The following is a 16,627-nucleotide window of genomic DNA, read 5'->3' on the forward strand; positions in this document are numbered from 1 at the left end:
ATTCTTCTTGCAAAACTTCGGCTTAACTAATCTATAGGATGACCAGACATGCTAAAATAATAGAAAGAATTTAAGATTAAGATTGGAGTTGACGTCATTGCTTGGTTTAGGCGAACGAATTATTGAAATAATCAATGATCAAACAAATAACGCCAATACGGTTACCCACTACCGCAAGCCCCTTGTTGGTTTTGCTTCCGCTTATGACCCTTTATTTAAGCAAATGAAGGAAATCATAGGCTCCCATCATTTACTTCCTACAGATCTTCTCCCCGATGCGCAAACAGTGATAGCCTTCTTTTTACCCTTTGTGGAAACCGTCATCGAAGCCAACCGGAAAAACTCCCAGGTAGCCAGGGAATGGGCCATTGCCTATATAGAAACAAACGAACTCATTAAAACCATTAACAGCGAACTCCAGAAAGAGTTAACGGCTCAAGGGATCAATGTAGTTACTCAACCGGCAACCCATAATTTTAACGAAGCAGACCTGACTGCACGTTGGTCTAATAAGAGTGTGGCCTATGTTGCAGGGTTAGGGACCTTCGGACTTAACCATCTGCTGATTACCGGCTCCGGCTGCGGCGGACGTTTTGGCAGCATGGTAATTTCAGCAGAAATTCCGCCGACCCCCCGACCAACCGTCGAAAACTGTCGTTATCTCAGGGACGCCAAATGCCAGTTTTGTGTAAAGAACTGCCCTACCGGTGCTTTGACACTCCAAGGCCTGGATAAGCATCGCTGTTATGCCCATTTATTAGAAGTGGATAAGCAGTTTCCCGACCTGGGCTTATGTGATATTTGTGGTAAATGTACCGTAGGCCCCTGCGCTTTACTTTAGATGTCTATCTCTTGCCTTAACCATATGTATAAACGTTATAATGTACTTCAGATTGGGAATTAATACTTTATAATCAGATTGTATAATCGGAGGGTGAACATGACTAGGTGGAACGTTTATGTAACCAACGAAATTCCTCAGCCGGCTCTTGACATGTTGGCAGAGCATTGCGACATTGAAGTAAATCGCGAGGGGAAGGTTCTCTCAAAATCAACCCTTTTGGAGAAAGTCCGAGGAAGGGACGCGGTTTTATGCTTGCTGACTGACCTTATCGATACCGAGGTACTCAAGGCGGCTGCAGATGCCAAAATTTTCGCCAACTATGCTGTTGGTTTTAACAACATCGATATCCCTTCTGCAACGGAACAGGGAATCATGATCTCCAACACGCCCGGAGTGCTCACCGATACTACTGCCGAGATGACCTGGGCGTTATTATTTTCTGTCGCCCGCAGAGTTGCTGAATCAGATAAGTATACAAGAATGGGGAAATTTGAAGGTTGGGGACCGCTGCTTTTTCTCGGGCAAGATGTCATGAACAAAACCGTTGGCATTATAGGGGCCGGAAGAATTGGCTTGTCCTTTGCTAAAAGGGCTAAAGCCTTTGATATGAAAGTACTCTACACGGGGAGAGCACTTAACCCGGAATTTGAAAAAGAGACGGGTGGTCAGTTCGTTAGTCTGGAGACCCTCCTTAAAACCTCGGATTTTGTATCCATCCATACGCCGCTTCTGCCTGAGACCTTCCACCTTATCGGGGAGAAGGAGTTCAAGCTGATGAAAAAAACAGCGATTTTAATCAATACTTCCCGTGGCCCAGTTGTCGACGAATTAGCGCTCGTCAAGGCTTTACAAACAGGTGAAATTTGGGGAGCAGGTCTTGATGTCTATGAATGGGAACCTAAATTGGCTGAAGGGTTAAGCGAACTCAACAATGTTACCTTATGCCCTCATATTGCCAGCGCAACCATCGATACCCGTACCAAAATGGGCATCATTGCTGTGTCTAATATCTTAGCGGCAATGAGAGGAGAACTCCCCCGAATTGTCTAAACCCCGAGGTGTATAACGTGTGATACCAAGAGCGAGTAGTTTATGCGTGTTCATCAACAGCTCAACTACCTACCCTTGGCATCATCCGGTCAGGAGAGGTTTATTTAATTCGGCCAAGTCCTCTTTTATTATTCAGAAGCAAGCTGTTCTAAGGACCGCCCTTTCGTCTCCTCTCCCAGAATAAGGACGTCCAATACTACTGCGACCAAAACAAGGGCAAAGAGGAGAAACACTGTTTGAGTCCCTAAATGAAATTTGCCGATCATTTCGCCAACGATGATGGGGGCTAAAATGCCTCCGATACGCCCGAAACCTGCCGCCCAGCCTGAACCCGTTGCCCGAGCGTGTGTCGGATAAAGTTCGGGCGTATAAGTGTAGAGAATCCCCCAAGCCCCTAAATTAAAGAATGACATCAGCGAACCCACGGTAAGGATGACTGCTGCCGTTGTTCCTTGTCCAAAGAAATAGGCGGTAATTGCTGTTCCCAAAACATAAAGTGCCAGGGTCGGCTTGCGTCCAATCTTGTCCACAAAATAGGCTGCGCTGAAATAACCGGGGATTTGAGCGAGTGTCATGATGATTACATAACTGAAACTCTTCGTCAACGAGAAACCCTTAAGAGCTAACAATGAAGGAAGCCAGGTAAAAATCCCATAATAGGAGAAGACGATCCCAAACCATAAGAGCCAGAGAAAAACCGTTCTCCGAGCAAGAATAGGGGAAAACAGTTCTTTGAACTTGGCCTGATCAGTCGGCGTCCTCAATTGGGGTTCCTTGCTCTCACTTGCTTTTCCGGTGATATTCGGGTTCGTTGTGACGTTACTTGCTCGTTCGATTTTAACGACGATGGCTTCAGCTTCATTAATGCGCCCTTGGCTTTCCAGATAACGCGGCGACTCTGGAATTGAACGCCATAAGAATAGAATATAAAGAGCTGGCAGGAATCCAATAAAGAAAGCAATCGGCCATCCAAACTTTGGAATAATAAGGTAGGAAACAATGGCCGCCAGCAACCACCCGAAAGCCCAGAAGCTTTCCAACAAAACCAAAAATTTTCCTCGATGTTTAACCGGCGAAAACTCGCTGACTAAAGTGACTGCTACAGGGAGCTGCCCGCCTAAGCCAAAGCCAACTATGAAGCGGAAAGCCATCAGAGACGTTAGATTCCAAGAGAGTCCACATAAACCTGTAGCTATACTGTAAGTCAGTAACGTAAAGGCAAAAACTTTTTTCCGACCGATTCTGTCCGCAATCGTTCCAGCAATAATTGCCCCTATCGCCATACCAAGCAGACCGATGCTGCCAATGTTTCCAACTTGTTCCGGACTTAAATGCCATTCTTTCATCAACACCGGCAAGACAAAAGACACGATACCGGTATCCATGGAATCAAACATCCAACCTAAACCCGCCGTGATAAGTAGAACATAATGAAATCTCGAGACCGGCAACTGCTCCAAACGTTCACTAATCTTCACATCGTACTCCTCTTTCTCAATAAAATACTGAGTTCTGCCAGCCAATAGCAGAATCCTCGTCTCTCGTTATCTTGTTTTATCACAATATCTTTACATGTGTCAAGACACATATTTGACAATTTCTTAACCCTCGTATTAAAATCAAAGTGAAGTAGGTGATTTTCGATGACCCAAAAAGAAGGGCAATCTGGTCGAGAACGTCGGGATAGCTTGTTAAGCATCCTCAAAAACAGCAAAGAACCGATCAAAGCTGCCTCTTTAGCAAAGCTCACTGGAGTGAGCCGTCAGGTAATTGTTCAAGATGTAGCCCTTCTGAGAGCATCAGAAGAACCAGTGATCGCTACGCCTCAAGGCTATCTCTACTCCACGGAGATTGCTCCAAAAGGCCTGCAAAAAATCATCTATAGTCGCCATTCCCCTTTAGACACTGAAAAGGAATTGAATATTTTAGTGGACCACGGAGTTAGTGTACTCGATGTCGGGGTGGAGCATTCGGTTTATGGCAAAATTTTTCGTCCTCTAAAGCTCAAGAGCCGCCTCGATGTCAAAAAATTCATGGCCCAAATGGAAGAAAACAACGCCAATTTACTCTCCTCGTTAACAGGAGGACTTCATCTTCATACCATAGAAGCTCCAACTGAAGAGGTCTTGGAGCAAGTATGTAATGCTCTCACCCGAGAAGGATTCTTAGTCGACTTCAAAGAGTAAATTGGAACAATTTTTTTGCATATTGAAATGTAATTTTCTTCTTTACGCTTTCTTCCCTTATTCCATTCGTTGTCTAAATCAAATTTATGGTCGGAAACCATTTCAAAAAGTATAAATAACAATGTACTCCCTCACTTCATTTCTTTATTGGTACAAAATGAAACTGTACAATTTTGTATGATTAGGCATAAATTTTATTAAAATATCAGAGTGAGACGTATTGATATCAAATTTTCTGTAACCAATCTTAAATTATTTTTAACAAATCGGGTAGGAGGCTGATCATTAATTGATCAGCCGACCTCCCACAGCACCGTACGTACCGTTCGGTATACGGCGCTTCCAAAGTTTATACATTATTTCGCAGAATAACATTCACTAAAACTAAGGTATCCGATTCGTCTGAAACGCTCATTGGATAGAGCTTTTGTCAGAATAGGGCTATGGGCAACGCGCCAATAGCCTTTTCTTGTGTTTGCCCACATCCATGCTTGTTCCTTGGTAATGCCCGCTTTCTTCAGGTTCTCAAACCTTGTTCGGGTTTTCTTCCATCGCTTCCAAGTTGCCATTCGTATGCGACTTCTCGTCCATTCATCCAGGTCCTTGAGTAGGTTCTTTGCATCGGCAGGTTTGAAGTAATTCGTCCAGCCTCGTACTACTTGATTGAGTTTAGTTCTGCGCTCTTCGATTCCCATCCCATTGCTACGCCCAGTAACTCCTCGGATTTTATCCTTAAGCTTCTGGATGCTTTTTGGGTGGATTCTCAGGCGCCCTTCTCCCCTGTAAATGTAAAAGCTATATCCCAAAAACTTGACATAGTTTACATGAGCGACCTTCGTTTTCTCCCTATTTACCTTCAGAAATAGTTTCCCTTCGATATAAGGGAGAATGTGATCAAGTGTTCGTTTTGCCGCCTTTTTACTTTTGCAGAAGATCATCATATCGTCTGCATAACGTACAAAGTGGTGTTTCCGCTTTCCCAGTTCGTGGTCACATTCGTTAAGCATTATGTTGCCAAGTAATGGGCTCAGGGGGCCTCCTTGTGGTACACCTTCTGGACTTTCTTCAAACATTCCATTGGTCATAACTCCTGCTTTCAGGAATTTGTGAATCAGCGATACGACCCGGCCATCTCTTATCGTCTCCGACAAAATTTGGATAAGCTTACTTTGGTTTACCGTATCGAAATATTGGGCCAAATCCATATCAACTACATATTTGTAACCTACTGTTATATAGGTTTGGCATCTTCTTAATGCCCCATGGGCACTACGATTCGGTCGAAATCCAAAACTATTGTCTGAAAACTGTTTCTCAAAGATGGGACTTAGAACTTGAGTTATCGCTTGTTGAATTAACCTGTCTAAGACGGTGGGTATTCCTAGTTTTCTGGTCTTTCCGTTCTCTTTGGGTATTTCTACCCTCCGTACGGGTTTTGGACGGTATTTACCATCCCGGAGAGATTGCAATAGTTCATCCTTGTGTTCTTTCAAGAAGGGTAGAAGTTCATCTACCTGCATACCATCAATTCCACCTGCGCCCTTGTTTCTTTTAACCTGCCTATAGGCCTGGTTTAGATTTTCAGTGCTAAGGATTTGCTCAAGCAACCCATTCGTCTGCTCATTTGTGTTGGTGTTGTCGGTTTCAGTCATCTTAGGTAGCTCGCACACTTCTGCATACTCTTTCTGTTCCGCAGATACCCTTTGCAGATAGTCTTCAATTCGAAGTTGTCTGTGTTTTAAATTACCACTTTCAGTAACTTTCATTGACCCACACCTCCTTTGGTTCAGCCCTTCCGTCGGTGTCTAGATCACCTCTGTACTATGGCTTCTGCTGACTCCTCACGATAAATCTTGTTTCAACCGGGTTTCTTACTCTGTTTCCACCCGTCCGTGAGGCCTCCCACGGTAAGACGATTCACTTTCATTCCATGTACCCGCAACATTTACGCTGGCGTGTCTGTGTAGCTTTTGGGCTTTAACTTGTCGTGCAGTCTTACCCCACGTTTTGCGCCTGATGCTGTTCGTGTTCCTCGGGTCAGAATTTTGCCGCCGGCTTCCTTCAGATTCCACCTCACGATGGACACCCTTGCCTTAAGCTAATGGTTGGTCGCTACATACCCCCATATCGGACTTTCACCGTCTAGTTAATCGTCATGCGTGGCGCACACGAAAAAACCGTTATGGCATCTCGGGCCATAACGGTCTTTAGTTTAATTTCCAAAAAATGTTGAAGGATTTTCGATAACTTGTTTTATACGAGCTCCGTCTTTCGTTTTACGCAAACGGTTTTGCATAACAGCGACCTCAATGATGGAAGCGAGTTGGCGTCCTGGCCGCACCGGAACCGTCACTTTTGGAACGGGAATACCCAGAATGGTGAAGGTTTGAGGAGGATCAAGACCTAAGCGGTCGTAATACTTTCCTTCTTCCCACTCCTCTAATTCCACGAGCAGGTGAATTTCTTTTTCCTCGCGAACTGCACCTGCGCCAAATAGCTTTGTGACATCCAAGATACCTAGACCCCTCACTTCAAGGAGATGCCGAATGGCTTGAGGGGCTCTGCCGTACAAATTTTCCTCATCAATCCGTTGTACCTCGACGGCATCGTCAGCCACTAGTAAATGTCCGCTGCGAATTAACTCTAAAGCTGTTTCACTTTTTCCAATGCCGCTATCCCCTGTGATTAATACGCCTACACCGTAAACATCGACCAAAACGCCGTGTACCAACGTTGAAGGTGCCAGCCGATTAGCCAAAAAGCGAATCAGCAAATAATAGAGTTGAGTTGTGGAGCGTTCGCTCGCCAACAAAGGGATGCGCCTCTCTTCTGCAAGTTGAATAAATTCTGGAGGAATCGGCAGCCCACGAGTGACAATTAGGCAAGGAACCTCTGAAATCATGACCCTGGCCAGATTCTCATATCGGAGCTCCGGCTCAAGTTGATTAAACAGCCCTAGTTCAGTGCGGCCGTAGACCTGAATTCTTTTGGGGGTAAGGTAGGTCAGATAGCCGACTAATTCAGCACTGGGACGCTTAAGGCTATAATCTGTGATTTCCTTATTGAGGCCTGTTCGCCCGGCAATAATTCTAAAATCAAATTCCTCCACTAATTGACCAACTGTCAGCATCCTAAACCTCTTTCCTCTGTTCCATACACAGCATTTAGACAATAAACAAGTGTTCAAACGTCCATACAACCCTTAAGTCGAATGAAACAAGTCCGTTATACAATTTGCTCGGAATGAAATAATTCGAGAGCTTCTTTAACTTCGGCAGTGCTGGCACAGGATAGTACAGAGTCTACCAAGGCTTCACTTTCTTCCGGCGATAAAGCCAGTTTCCCTAACGTAGTCCTGACTTTAGCTAAGGAACCCGGTGCCATGCTCAGTTCTTTAATTCCCACAGCTTTAAAAAATGGGGCTAAAAGCGCGTCTCCTCCCGCCTCTCCGCACACTCCCGTCCAGATCCCCCTCTGGAGCGCAGCTTGACTGACGCGGGCGATCATCCCCAAAACAGCTGGATGATATGGTTGATAGAGTTCAACCAGGTCAGTATTTTCCCGATCGACGGCCAGCATGTACTGTGTTAAATCATTCGTGCCGATGGAGAAAAAGTCAACATTCGCAGCAAACTTATCGGCCAGCCAGGCTGCTGAGGGAATCTCAATCATCATCCCGATCTGAAGTTCTCCGACCGAATGACCGGCCTGCAATACTTCTTCTCGGGCGACCCAAAGGTTTTCCTTGGCCTGATAAAGTTCCTCAAGGGTTGCTATCATGGGAAACATGACAGCAGTTGGCCCTGAAGCAGCTGCTCGCCATATGGCCCTCAGCTGTTGGCGGAAAAGTTCGGGACGCCGTAAGGTGAGTCGAAGCGCCCGCACACCAAGAAAGGGATTTTTCTCTTGTGGAAGCTGCAGGGCGGGGGCTTTTTTATCTCCCCCAATATCTAACGTCCTGATGATGGTAAGCTGAGGCGCACAGGCCGCAATGACCTGACGATAGGCTTCGACTTGCTCCTCTTCACTTGGAAGTTCCCCTCCCATAAATAAAAACTCCGTACGATACAATCCGATGCCTTGAGCCTTAAACTTCTCCACAAGCGGCAAGTCACCTGGGCTGCCTATATTGGCCGCTAAAATCATGCCTTGAAGAGCGCTGTTTTGGGAAGAAATCTCCTCTTCCCTTAACCCGTTGTCCGCAAAGGCTATATGGTCTACGGCCGTTGGGCGAACCCACCCTTCCTCCCCATCTAGCTCAAGCCATTTCTGAACCGTCAAATCTTCCCAGCCTTTAGCGACACCTACGAGGGCAGGAATGCCGTAGGTGCGGGCCAGAATTGCAGTATGAGAGGTTTTTCCTCCTTGGCGTACAATGAAACCAAGCACTCGCTCCTTTGGTAAAGCAATGGTCTGAGCAGGAGTTAACTCATCAGCCAAAACAACATAATCTCCTGTTTTCGGGAATACATCAGATCCCTCTTCTTGAACATCCTGAAGGTTCTTCAGTAAATGGACTAAAACATCCTGAACATCTACGGCACGTTCTTGAAAATACGGATCTTCCAAACTACGCAGCATTTTGACAGCTTCCCCAGCCACTTCCTGGAGAGCCTGTTCAGCGCTTAACTGCCCTTTTTGCAAACGTTCTTGAGCTTCGCCAATAAACGAAGGATCACTGAGCAACAACTTGTGGGCAACGAAAATTTGAGCCACTTCCTCACCTTGTTCGGCCTTGACTTGCTCTTCCAAGGCGGTCAAATTCTGTTCCGTACGAGTAACGGCTTGTTGCAAACGAAACAGTTCCTCCTCTGGAGAGCTATTTCTGGCGGTTTCGTGCCTTGTGTCCGCTTGAAATTCTTTCAGATACCAAGTTGGGCCTGACGCTCTTCCTGCGGAGACCCCAAGTCCACGCCAAATCTTATCATCCATGTTATTTACCTACCTGTCTTGGTTTTCAAGATCGATCATTAATTTTTCCAAAGCTGCAACGGCTTCTGTTTCATCATCGCCCTCAACCAAGAGCTCAAAGACACTGCCCGTCGACAGGCCTAAGGATAGAATTCCTAAAATACTTTTGCCGTCGACGACGGAATTTTGGCGTTTAATTTTGATTTTGCTGCGAAATCGATTGGCAGTTTGAACCCACAACGATGCCGGGCGAGCATGAAGTCCTGATTTGTTGTTAATCGTCAATTCGCGAGTAATCATCATTAAGCCCTCCATTTCTCGAGAAGATATCGTTCTGCTTCGGCACACCATAACCCTTTATTGTTGCTGACGATATCAGCCAAACATGCAAAGTGGGTATTGTTAAGGCCCAGTTTAGCAAGATCTTCGATAGCCGTTAATTTCATATTAATATGGGTGTAAATCAGCTTTTTTCCTCCGGGAATATTAGGCAGGTTTAGAACTGTCTCTGCCACTGCATCCAAACCACCGATATGAGTTACCATGACAGCAGGATTAATTTTCTTCTCTTCCGTCATTTTCAGGGATTCCAGCAGATCCTCCGTATTCCCTCCGGTTGTACCCATAATATGAGTCGAGCCATAATGAACGTTATAGAGGTTTAAGTGGGCTCCGAATTGGGGATCAGTCGGGCCGGCGAAAAAGTTAAGACAGCCATCACGGCCCAAAATCTGATCTCCTTGTTCAACCACAGGCTTAATCGGGGTAAAGACAAAAACATCATCAAACCCGACATCACCGGTTAAAGCTCGCAAGTGAGCCGGAACATCAGCCACATCTCTGGTATTAACGAAGACTAACTCCACACCGCATTTCTTGGCTTCCGCCGCAGTAAAAATTGTGCGAGCCCGAGCAAGCTTCTCTTCATCGATATCCGCGACTACGAGTAGTGAGGGGCGGCGATCAGCATGCAGTGCATAGTCAATAGCTCCTAAACCCATCGGTCCGGCGGCAGCTAACAAGGCCATTTTACCGCCCTCAACGATCCCCATACGATGTTCATAACTTCCCATGCTCGTGTGATAGCTGGCATGGAACGCGCCGATAATACAAGACATCGGTTCTGCTAAAGAAGCCTCATAATAGCTTTCCCCTTGATAATTGAGGAAGCAGCCGATTTCCATGACTTCGCGGGGAATCACATTATAGGTGGCATCTCCTCCAAAATAGCGATAAGAATAGCCCGGAGACCACATACTCCCTTTGTAATTCAATGCAGGCTGCAGAGCAAACTTATTTCCCTCTTTGAATTGACCTTTTAATTTTTCTCCGACTTTGACAATATTGCCGGCAAACTCATGACCAACAATAATCGGGTGTACATCAACATCTTGGGGTACCCTTTTGTGCTTTTTACCTAAAATCGCCGCTTTATAGGTCGACATACAGACGCTGTCTGAGATGACTTCCACCAAAATTTCTTCATCCGTAATCTCCGGCAGTTCAAATTCTTCCAAACGAAGATCATTTTCATTATATAAGCGCACAGCTCTAGTTTTCATTACATTACCTCCAGATGACATTTCAAATTATAAACCTCCAGCCAGCTATCCAGATCTGTTCTTATTGGATCATTTGCCCCTGTCATTTGCTGTAGTGCTGTCTGAGCGGGGCCGACTTCCTTGACGAGCAGGATTAAGAAATATAGTTATAGCGCACTTGTTCCAGATATGAAAGCACTTTGCTTAATTCCGGAGGTTGAGTCCCAGGGGTCGTTACTTGCGCTGCACTGGTTGCTATTGACCAGCGCACCGCTCGGGTCAGATAATCCTCACCTGTCGGGACAAGGGTCAGAGCAGCTACCATAGCATCCCCCGCTCCCACCGTACTCTTAACTTCAACGGGCAAAGCTTCGGCATGGATTACCTGATCCTGATAGGCAAATAGTGCGCCTTCCGAACCTAGGGAAACGACCAACACTTCCACCCCTTGGATCAACAAGCTACGGGCAGCATTGGCTATATCCTTAAGGTTTGGGAGTTTGTGCCCCACAAAGTGTTCTAGTTCATGAAGATTAGGTTTAACGAGAAATGGTTTTGCTTTAAGCCCTTCACGGAGCAGCTCACCATCAGCGTCCAAAAACGTTTTTCCACCAAGCGCATTCGCTCGTTCCAACCATCGTCGATAAATGGAGGTGGGCACTGAGCTTGGAACACTTCCTGATAAAACTAAGCTCGTGTCGGAACCAAGATCTTTAAAGATCCTTTCTTCGAGTTGCTTAAGCTCATCCTCTGAAATAGCAGTTCCCGGTTCGTTAATATCGGTGAAGGTTGAGTTCACAGAATCGACGACTTTTAAATTTGTTCGAGTCTCTCCTGGAACAAAGAGAAAATCATGATCGATTCCTCTGCGCTCAAGTTCAGCTTGGATAAATTCTCCATTGCGCCCAGCCAAGACGCCTAAGGCCATACTCTCTCCCTTCAAAGCCTGAATCACCTTAGAAACATTAATTCCTTTTCCTCCGGCATCCAATTGAACTTTGGCGATTCGGTTGACTGACCCTAGGCGGAAATCTTGAACCTCGACAGTCTTGTCGACAGCCGCATTCAGTGTGACAGTTTTAATCATCTCAAGCATCACCACCGGCCAGAATTTCCAGGACTTCCTGCTTGCTTGAAGCTAGTTTGAGCCGAGTCACATTCTCTTCATCCTGACAAACCAAGGCGATCGTCGAGAGGAGTTCCAGATGTTCATCATCTTTGCCGGCGATTCCAATCACAACATAGGCTGTATTCCCTTCACCAAAATCGACACCTTCAGGATATTGGAGGAAGACGAGCCCAGATTTCAGGATAAAGGGGATATATTCCGGCAGACCGTGGGGAATTGCGACACCGTTTCCAACATACGTCGTCAAACTTTGTTCGCGTTTTTCCATTCCTTCCAAGTATTCATTTTGGACGTAACCATTGATCCTAAGAAGCTCACCCGCTCTCAAGATAGCGGCACTTTTCGGTTCAGGAGCCAGGTTAAGTTGTATATTGCTTTCATTAAATAGTTCCAAATTCACTACTCTTCCTCCTTATTTAGGATCTCTACCAATTCATTCCGTATATCTTGCAAATCTCCGAAACGCAAAACCTCGCCAAAGAGATCATTCTCTACTAAAGCAACGCTGATTTTTCCAAGCAATTCAAGAATATAATTGCTTTCATCTTTGCGAGCAAGCATCACGAGGAAGGTATCGACTTCTTCTGAAGAGTACCCAACTCCCTTGGTTTTGATAAAGTGTTTGAGCCGAAAAGCACCCACAAACGGTGCCGTAATTTCCTCCGCGCGAAAGTGGATAAGGGCTATATGCCGTCCGGGAATAATAACATTTCCTTTTTCTTCACGTTTTGTGATCAAGCCATGAATGCGTTCTTTGTCTTCAATCAGATGAGAAGCGTGTATTTCTTGGACAATGTCTTGAATAGTATCCTGGTATGTCTCAGCCCCTAAATTTTTAAGCTGAAAATTCGAGAGCATGGCATTGGCAATATCAAACTCCTTTTCGACATCGTCGGGTTCGCTTACGGGTAAGGATACATTCTTTTGCAGGGCGCCCTCTTTTCCCGCCTTATTCAGCTCTGCCTTGATTTTCTCGATATCTTCATTCGGCAGAAAAGGAGAGATTACGGTCAATCCAGGCAAATTTTTATACTCTATATTGACCGTTGAAACCACCATGGTATAGCCTTCTTTAATCTTATCATGCATATCTCGCAAGGAACATATCTCAATGGTTTCAAAATCGGGAAACTCATTCCGGATTTTGTGATACAGCATTTTGGCTGTACTCATACCATTCGGGCAAATAATAAGCATGCTGTTTTTCTTCACATTCTTGTGTTGGCGTTCGAGGGCTGCACCGATATGCATGGTAATATACCCTACTTCACTGCTTGGGATCGCCAAATTATATTTGGAGAAAACATGCCGACACGCATAAGAAACCGCATTATAGAGGTGTTCATAATAGTGCCTGATCTCATTAATGATCGGATTTCTTACTTCCAGCCCCATTGTCAAGCGATACAACGCCGGATTGATATGCTGGATTAGGCCTTTCAGCAGAGTCTCATCACAAATAATTTTCTGATTGAGTTTTTTTTCTGTAAGATAAATCATTTCGCGGATCAGATCTTCAAGTTCAAAACCCAGTCCCTTGGCTTCATTTTCATCCTGAAATAGTTTCCTTTCCCCATATAAGTGCATCGCCAGATAGGCGAGTTCGCTCTCCGGGAGATCGATGTCCTTAGCGCGGAGAATTTCTTGAACTTGAGTCATAAAACCAAATTCCTCAGAGGTAAGGATATCTCGTACTAATTGTGCCGGCAGTTCAATTGGGTTTTGACTTTCAGTGCGTTTGATAACCAACAATAAATGGATATACGCACTGAAAAACTTAATATCATTGTTCAGAGACACGTTTTCATAAATTTCTTCAATAAGTTCTTTGGTTAAGGATGTTAACTTTTCTCCAAAAGTAACCTTAAAAAAAGCCAATAAGGAATAATCTTTGCTGTCTTCATACAGAAACGTCAACAATTCACTAAGGGGTTTGTAGTTGTAAATGAGATCGACAAAAGCATTGCGCTTATACCAATCTGAACCTTTAACTTCCAGGCCATACCCTCTTTTACGAACTAAGGTCAGGTTTTTCTCTTGCAGCCAACTTTGAATTTTGTCCAGATAAAAACCAATCGTTCCTTCGACAACATTGAATTGATGACTGAAGTAAGCTGATTTTATGGGCTCAGTGGCCAAAAGGAGCTGGGCCGTAATCAGTACTTGACGTTGATCTTGGGTAAGCATCCAGAGATGAGGAATTTCTTTGAGGGTCTCCCTGGCCTTGACTAAATCCCGTTCTGCTCCGTCAATATGGAGCTTTCCCCACTTTCCGAGATTCGCACCTTGTGTTGCTTAAGCCAGTCGTTCAGAGCAGAGGTCTCCCGTAAGATTGTCCGCTCACTGACGTCAATTTGTTGAGAAAGGCCCCTAATGGTCAGGGGACCTTTCTCCAGGAGATTATTCATTATGAACTTTTGCCGAACAGTTAATTTTTCCACATTCTCACAACCTATTTAATTAAACTGTTGACATACTCTTCATACGCTGATTTATCTAAGAAATTTTTGATGGGGACTATTTGCGCCTTAGGTACAACTTGCGCTGCACGCCCTGCCAAGCCTTCCTGGGTAAAAACGACATCGACGTCCGAAGGAATTTGGTTTACAGCTGAATGGCGCACCTCAATATTTAAGCCTGCATCTTTGAGACTCTTTTTAAGGATAGATTCTCCCATAGCAGATGAACCCATACCCGCTTCACAGGCAAAGATGATTAGTTTAGGCAGTTGATTCGATTTTTGTCCTTTACTCATGGATTTCATTTGGGAAATCATTTGTTGCGCTCCAGCAAGTTCTTCACTATTAACCTCAGTTTTATCACGTTTTAAAATGACGGAGGCAATTAAAAAGGAGACCACTGCCCCGACGGCTATACCCAACATAACCACCAGAAATCCACCTTTGGGAGCCATCGCCATTTCAGCAAAAATACTTCCCGGAGAAGGGGTGGCCACTAAGCCGGCCTTAGTGATGACGAAGGTTAAATCTGCCGCAATCCCTCCGCCGATGACAGCTAATAGGAGCAAAGGCTTCATCAGAATATAGGGAAAATAGACTTCATGAATTCCACCCAAGAACTGAATTATGATAGCACCCGGGGCTGATTGCTTGATCGCTCCTTTTCCATAGACCCAAAAAGCAAGTAAAATTCCTAAGCCAGGACCAGGATCTGATTCAAGGAGGAAAAAGATGGACTTTCCAGTTTGAGTAACTTGCTGGATTCCTAAAGGTGCCAGAACACCATGATTGATGGCATTATTTAAAAATAATATCTTACCTGGTTCAATAAAGATAGCGATTAAGGGCAAGAGTCCAGCATTGGTGACCACCACGGCTAAATTACCTAGCACGGTCGAGAAACCTTGTACTACGGGTTCAATCACAGTATAGGCGAGAATTGCCAGCAGAGCACCCAAAATTCCTGCAGAAAAGTTACTGATCAACATTTCAAAACCAGTAGGCACTTTATCTTCTATCAGTTGGTCGAATTTCTTGATAACCCAACCACCAAAGGGCCCCATGATCATGCCTCCTAGAAACATTGGAACTGAGGCTCCCACAACAACTCCAGCTGTAGCAATAGCGCCGATTACTCCTCCTCGTTGTTTGTAGACCAGACTCCCTCCCGTATAACCAATCAGCAGGGGGAGTAAATAGGTAATCATCGGCCCGACTAATTTGGCCAGATAAGCATTGGGCGTCCATCCTGTTGGAATGACAAACATGGTGATCAAGCCCCAGGCAAGAATGGCACCCATATTTGGGATGACCATCCCAGCCATGAAGCCGCCAAATTTCTGGATCTTAGCTTTTGTTTTTCCGCCGCCGGTGACTAGAGAATTAACATTTGCCGACATATCCATACCTCCTTCGTTTTGTTAAATTCATCTTAAGCCCGGCCCGTCGATTTTACAATTTAAAGAAAACCAATCTTGACACTGCATTTTACTGACAATTTTAACAGTTTATATCCTTCCAATTTGTGTAAACAAGGAAGAGGATTCCCCTATTCTAATAGTGCAAAAATCTCAATAAAAATCGAAAGTGACGTATTCTCCATATCATGGTATCCTTAATGCAAAGACGAAGACTATTAAGACTGATGACTTGTCTCAAAAGGGATGTGATGTAATGCCATCAGCATTAGAGCAATTTCCGTTGTTTCATGGTCTTTCCTCAGAGCTTCTGGTTCGGTGGGAGAAATTTTTTAGAGAGCGGAGCTTTGCTAAGCGACAAATCCTTGAGTTTCCCTCGGACTGCTTAGAACCTATCTATTTCGTCCGCACGGGGCGAATTAAAATTTCTTATTTATCTGAGGATGGTAAGGAATTCACAGTTGCCTGCCTTTCGCCGGGGGAAGTCTATAGTGTTCATTCTTTGGCCTTCGCCTCAGCTCTGGAAAATTCAGTGATTATTTATCTGGGGATGGACAAGTTTCGTCCATTGCTCAAGGAATGTCCGGAACTCAGTTTACGCTTGATCCGCTTGCTTGGCAACATTTTAAAAGACACTAATGATGTCATCCTGGACCTAGCGTTTCGGGAAGTTTCTGTGCGATTAGCTCATGTCATTCTGCGTGAAGGACATCCCGCAGCCAACGGACAAACTATTGTCAAACTGCCTAATTTTCTCGACTTTACCCACGAACAATTGGCTGCCTTGATAGGAACAACCCGCCAAACGGTCAATGAGATCCTTAAGCGCTGGGAACGCCAAGGAATTGTAGCTTTGAAGCGCGGGAAGCTTGCAGTGCTTAATTGGGAAATGTTGAGCGATAAAGGAAATCTGTTTTTGTGAAGCTGCAAACTCCACAGCTTTTATCACATATCCAGATATTTGCTGACTTTATCAGGTTATATGCTTTACCATCGGATAGATTATTATTAATAGTTACCTGACGTTATAAGCGCGCTAAAACGCGCTTTTTTATATTGTCAGAGAGTATAACAGGTTGATACCTTCTG

At 44.8% G+C, this 16,627-nt stretch carries 16 protein-coding genes; 4 read left to right on the forward strand and 12 right to left on the reverse strand.

Annotated elements, in window-relative coordinates; genetic code table 11:
* Positions 1–97: 97 nt before the first annotated feature.
* The gene (locus VZF35_RS09195; protein WP_407312969.1) at positions 98–841 is read left to right on the forward strand and encodes an epoxyqueuosine reductase; all 744 of its coding nucleotides are present in this window, start codon (positions 98–100) and stop codon (positions 839–841) included.
* Between the two features lie 99 nt (positions 842–940).
* Entirely contained in the window at positions 941–1,894 is a 954-nt protein-coding gene (locus VZF35_RS09200) for a 2-hydroxyacid dehydrogenase (RefSeq protein WP_407312970.1), read from the forward strand.
* Positions 1,895–2,022: 128 nt separating this feature from the next.
* Here VZF35_RS09200 and VZF35_RS09205 read toward each other — a convergent pair whose 3' ends face one another.
* A complete protein-coding gene (locus VZF35_RS09205) occupies positions 2,023–3,372 on the reverse strand; it encodes an MFS transporter (protein WP_407314549.1) in 1,350 nt (449 codons plus the stop codon).
* Positions 3,373–3,537: 165 nt separating this feature from the next.
* Here VZF35_RS09205 and VZF35_RS09210 point away from each other — a divergent pair, with 165 nt between their 5' ends.
* On the forward strand, positions 3,538–4,080 hold the full coding sequence (locus VZF35_RS09210) for a transcription repressor NadR (protein ID WP_407312971.1): 543 nt from the start codon (positions 3,538–3,540) through the stop codon (positions 4,078–4,080).
* Positions 4,081–4,436: 356 nt separating this feature from the next.
* Here the strand turns inward: VZF35_RS09210 and ltrA are convergent, their stop codons facing one another.
* The 11 genes from ltrA to VZF35_RS09265 form a co-directional block, all read right to left on the reverse strand.
* The gene (gene ltrA / locus VZF35_RS09215) at positions 4,437–5,846 is read right to left on the reverse strand and encodes a group II intron reverse transcriptase/maturase (RefSeq protein ID WP_407305724.1); all 1,410 of its coding nucleotides are present in this window, start codon (positions 5,844–5,846) and stop codon (positions 4,437–4,439) included.
* Positions 5,847–6,025: 179 nt separating this feature from the next.
* Positions 6,026–6,157 carry a hypothetical protein gene (locus tag VZF35_RS09220; protein ID WP_407305726.1) on the reverse strand — a complete coding sequence of 44 codons (132 nt, stop codon included), beginning with the start codon at positions 6,155–6,157 and terminating at the stop codon, positions 6,026–6,028.
* 135 nt (positions 6,158–6,292) lie between these two features.
* Positions 6,293–7,210, reverse strand: a complete 918-nt coding sequence (gene hprK / locus VZF35_RS09225) for an HPr(Ser) kinase/phosphatase (RefSeq protein ID WP_407312972.1) — start codon at positions 7,208–7,210, stop codon at positions 6,293–6,295.
* Between the two features lie 95 nt (positions 7,211–7,305).
* A complete protein-coding gene (ptsP, locus tag VZF35_RS09230) occupies positions 7,306–9,012 on the reverse strand; it encodes a phosphoenolpyruvate--protein phosphotransferase (RefSeq protein WP_407312973.1) in 1,707 nt (568 codons plus the stop codon).
* Positions 9,013–9,021: 9 nt separating this feature from the next.
* Positions 9,022–9,294 carry an HPr family phosphocarrier protein gene (locus VZF35_RS09235; RefSeq protein ID WP_407312974.1) on the reverse strand — a complete coding sequence of 91 codons (273 nt, stop codon included), beginning with the start codon at positions 9,292–9,294 and terminating at the stop codon, positions 9,022–9,024.
* Complete coding sequence (locus VZF35_RS09240) at positions 9,294–10,553, reverse strand: zinc-binding dehydrogenase (protein ID WP_407312975.1); 1,260 nt, start codon at positions 10,551–10,553, stop codon at positions 9,294–9,296. The genes VZF35_RS09235 and VZF35_RS09240 overlap by 1 nt, the downstream gene beginning before the upstream one ends.
* Positions 10,554–10,686: 133 nt before the next feature.
* Positions 10,687–11,619 (reverse strand): 1-phosphofructokinase, encoded by a 933-nt coding sequence (gene pfkB / locus VZF35_RS09245; RefSeq protein WP_407312976.1) that lies wholly within the window; start codon positions 11,617–11,619, stop codon positions 10,687–10,689.
* Between the two features lies 1 nt (position 11,620).
* Positions 11,621–12,061: a PTS sugar transporter subunit IIA gene (locus VZF35_RS09250; RefSeq protein WP_407312977.1), complete on the reverse strand. Its 441-nt coding sequence runs from the start codon at positions 12,059–12,061 to the stop codon at positions 11,621–11,623.
* Entirely contained in the window at positions 12,061–13,848 is a 1,788-nt protein-coding gene (locus VZF35_RS09255) for a BglG family transcription antiterminator (RefSeq protein WP_407312978.1), read from the reverse strand. The genes VZF35_RS09250 and VZF35_RS09255 overlap by 1 nt, the downstream gene beginning before the upstream one ends.
* A gap of 41 nt (positions 13,849–13,889) precedes the next feature.
* Entirely contained in the window at positions 13,890–14,102 is a 213-nt protein-coding gene (locus tag VZF35_RS09260; protein WP_407312979.1) for an HTH domain-containing protein, read from the reverse strand.
* Between the two features lie 11 nt (positions 14,103–14,113).
* Positions 14,114–15,520, reverse strand: coding sequence for a PTS mannitol transporter subunit IICB (locus VZF35_RS09265; RefSeq protein ID WP_407312980.1), 1,407 nt, complete (start codon positions 15,518–15,520; stop codon positions 14,114–14,116).
* Positions 15,521–15,794: 274 nt separating this feature from the next.
* Here VZF35_RS09265 and VZF35_RS09270 point away from each other — a divergent pair, with 274 nt between their 5' ends.
* Positions 15,795–16,460: a Crp/Fnr family transcriptional regulator gene (locus VZF35_RS09270; RefSeq protein ID WP_407312982.1), complete on the forward strand. Its 666-nt coding sequence runs from the start codon at positions 15,795–15,797 to the stop codon at positions 16,458–16,460.
* The last annotated feature ends 167 nt before the right edge of the window (positions 16,461–16,627 follow it).

The organism is Desulfosporosinus paludis (assembly GCF_045689965.1).
Taxonomy (GTDB): domain Bacteria; phylum Bacillota; class Desulfitobacteriia; order Desulfitobacteriales; family Desulfitobacteriaceae; genus Desulfosporosinus; species Desulfosporosinus paludis.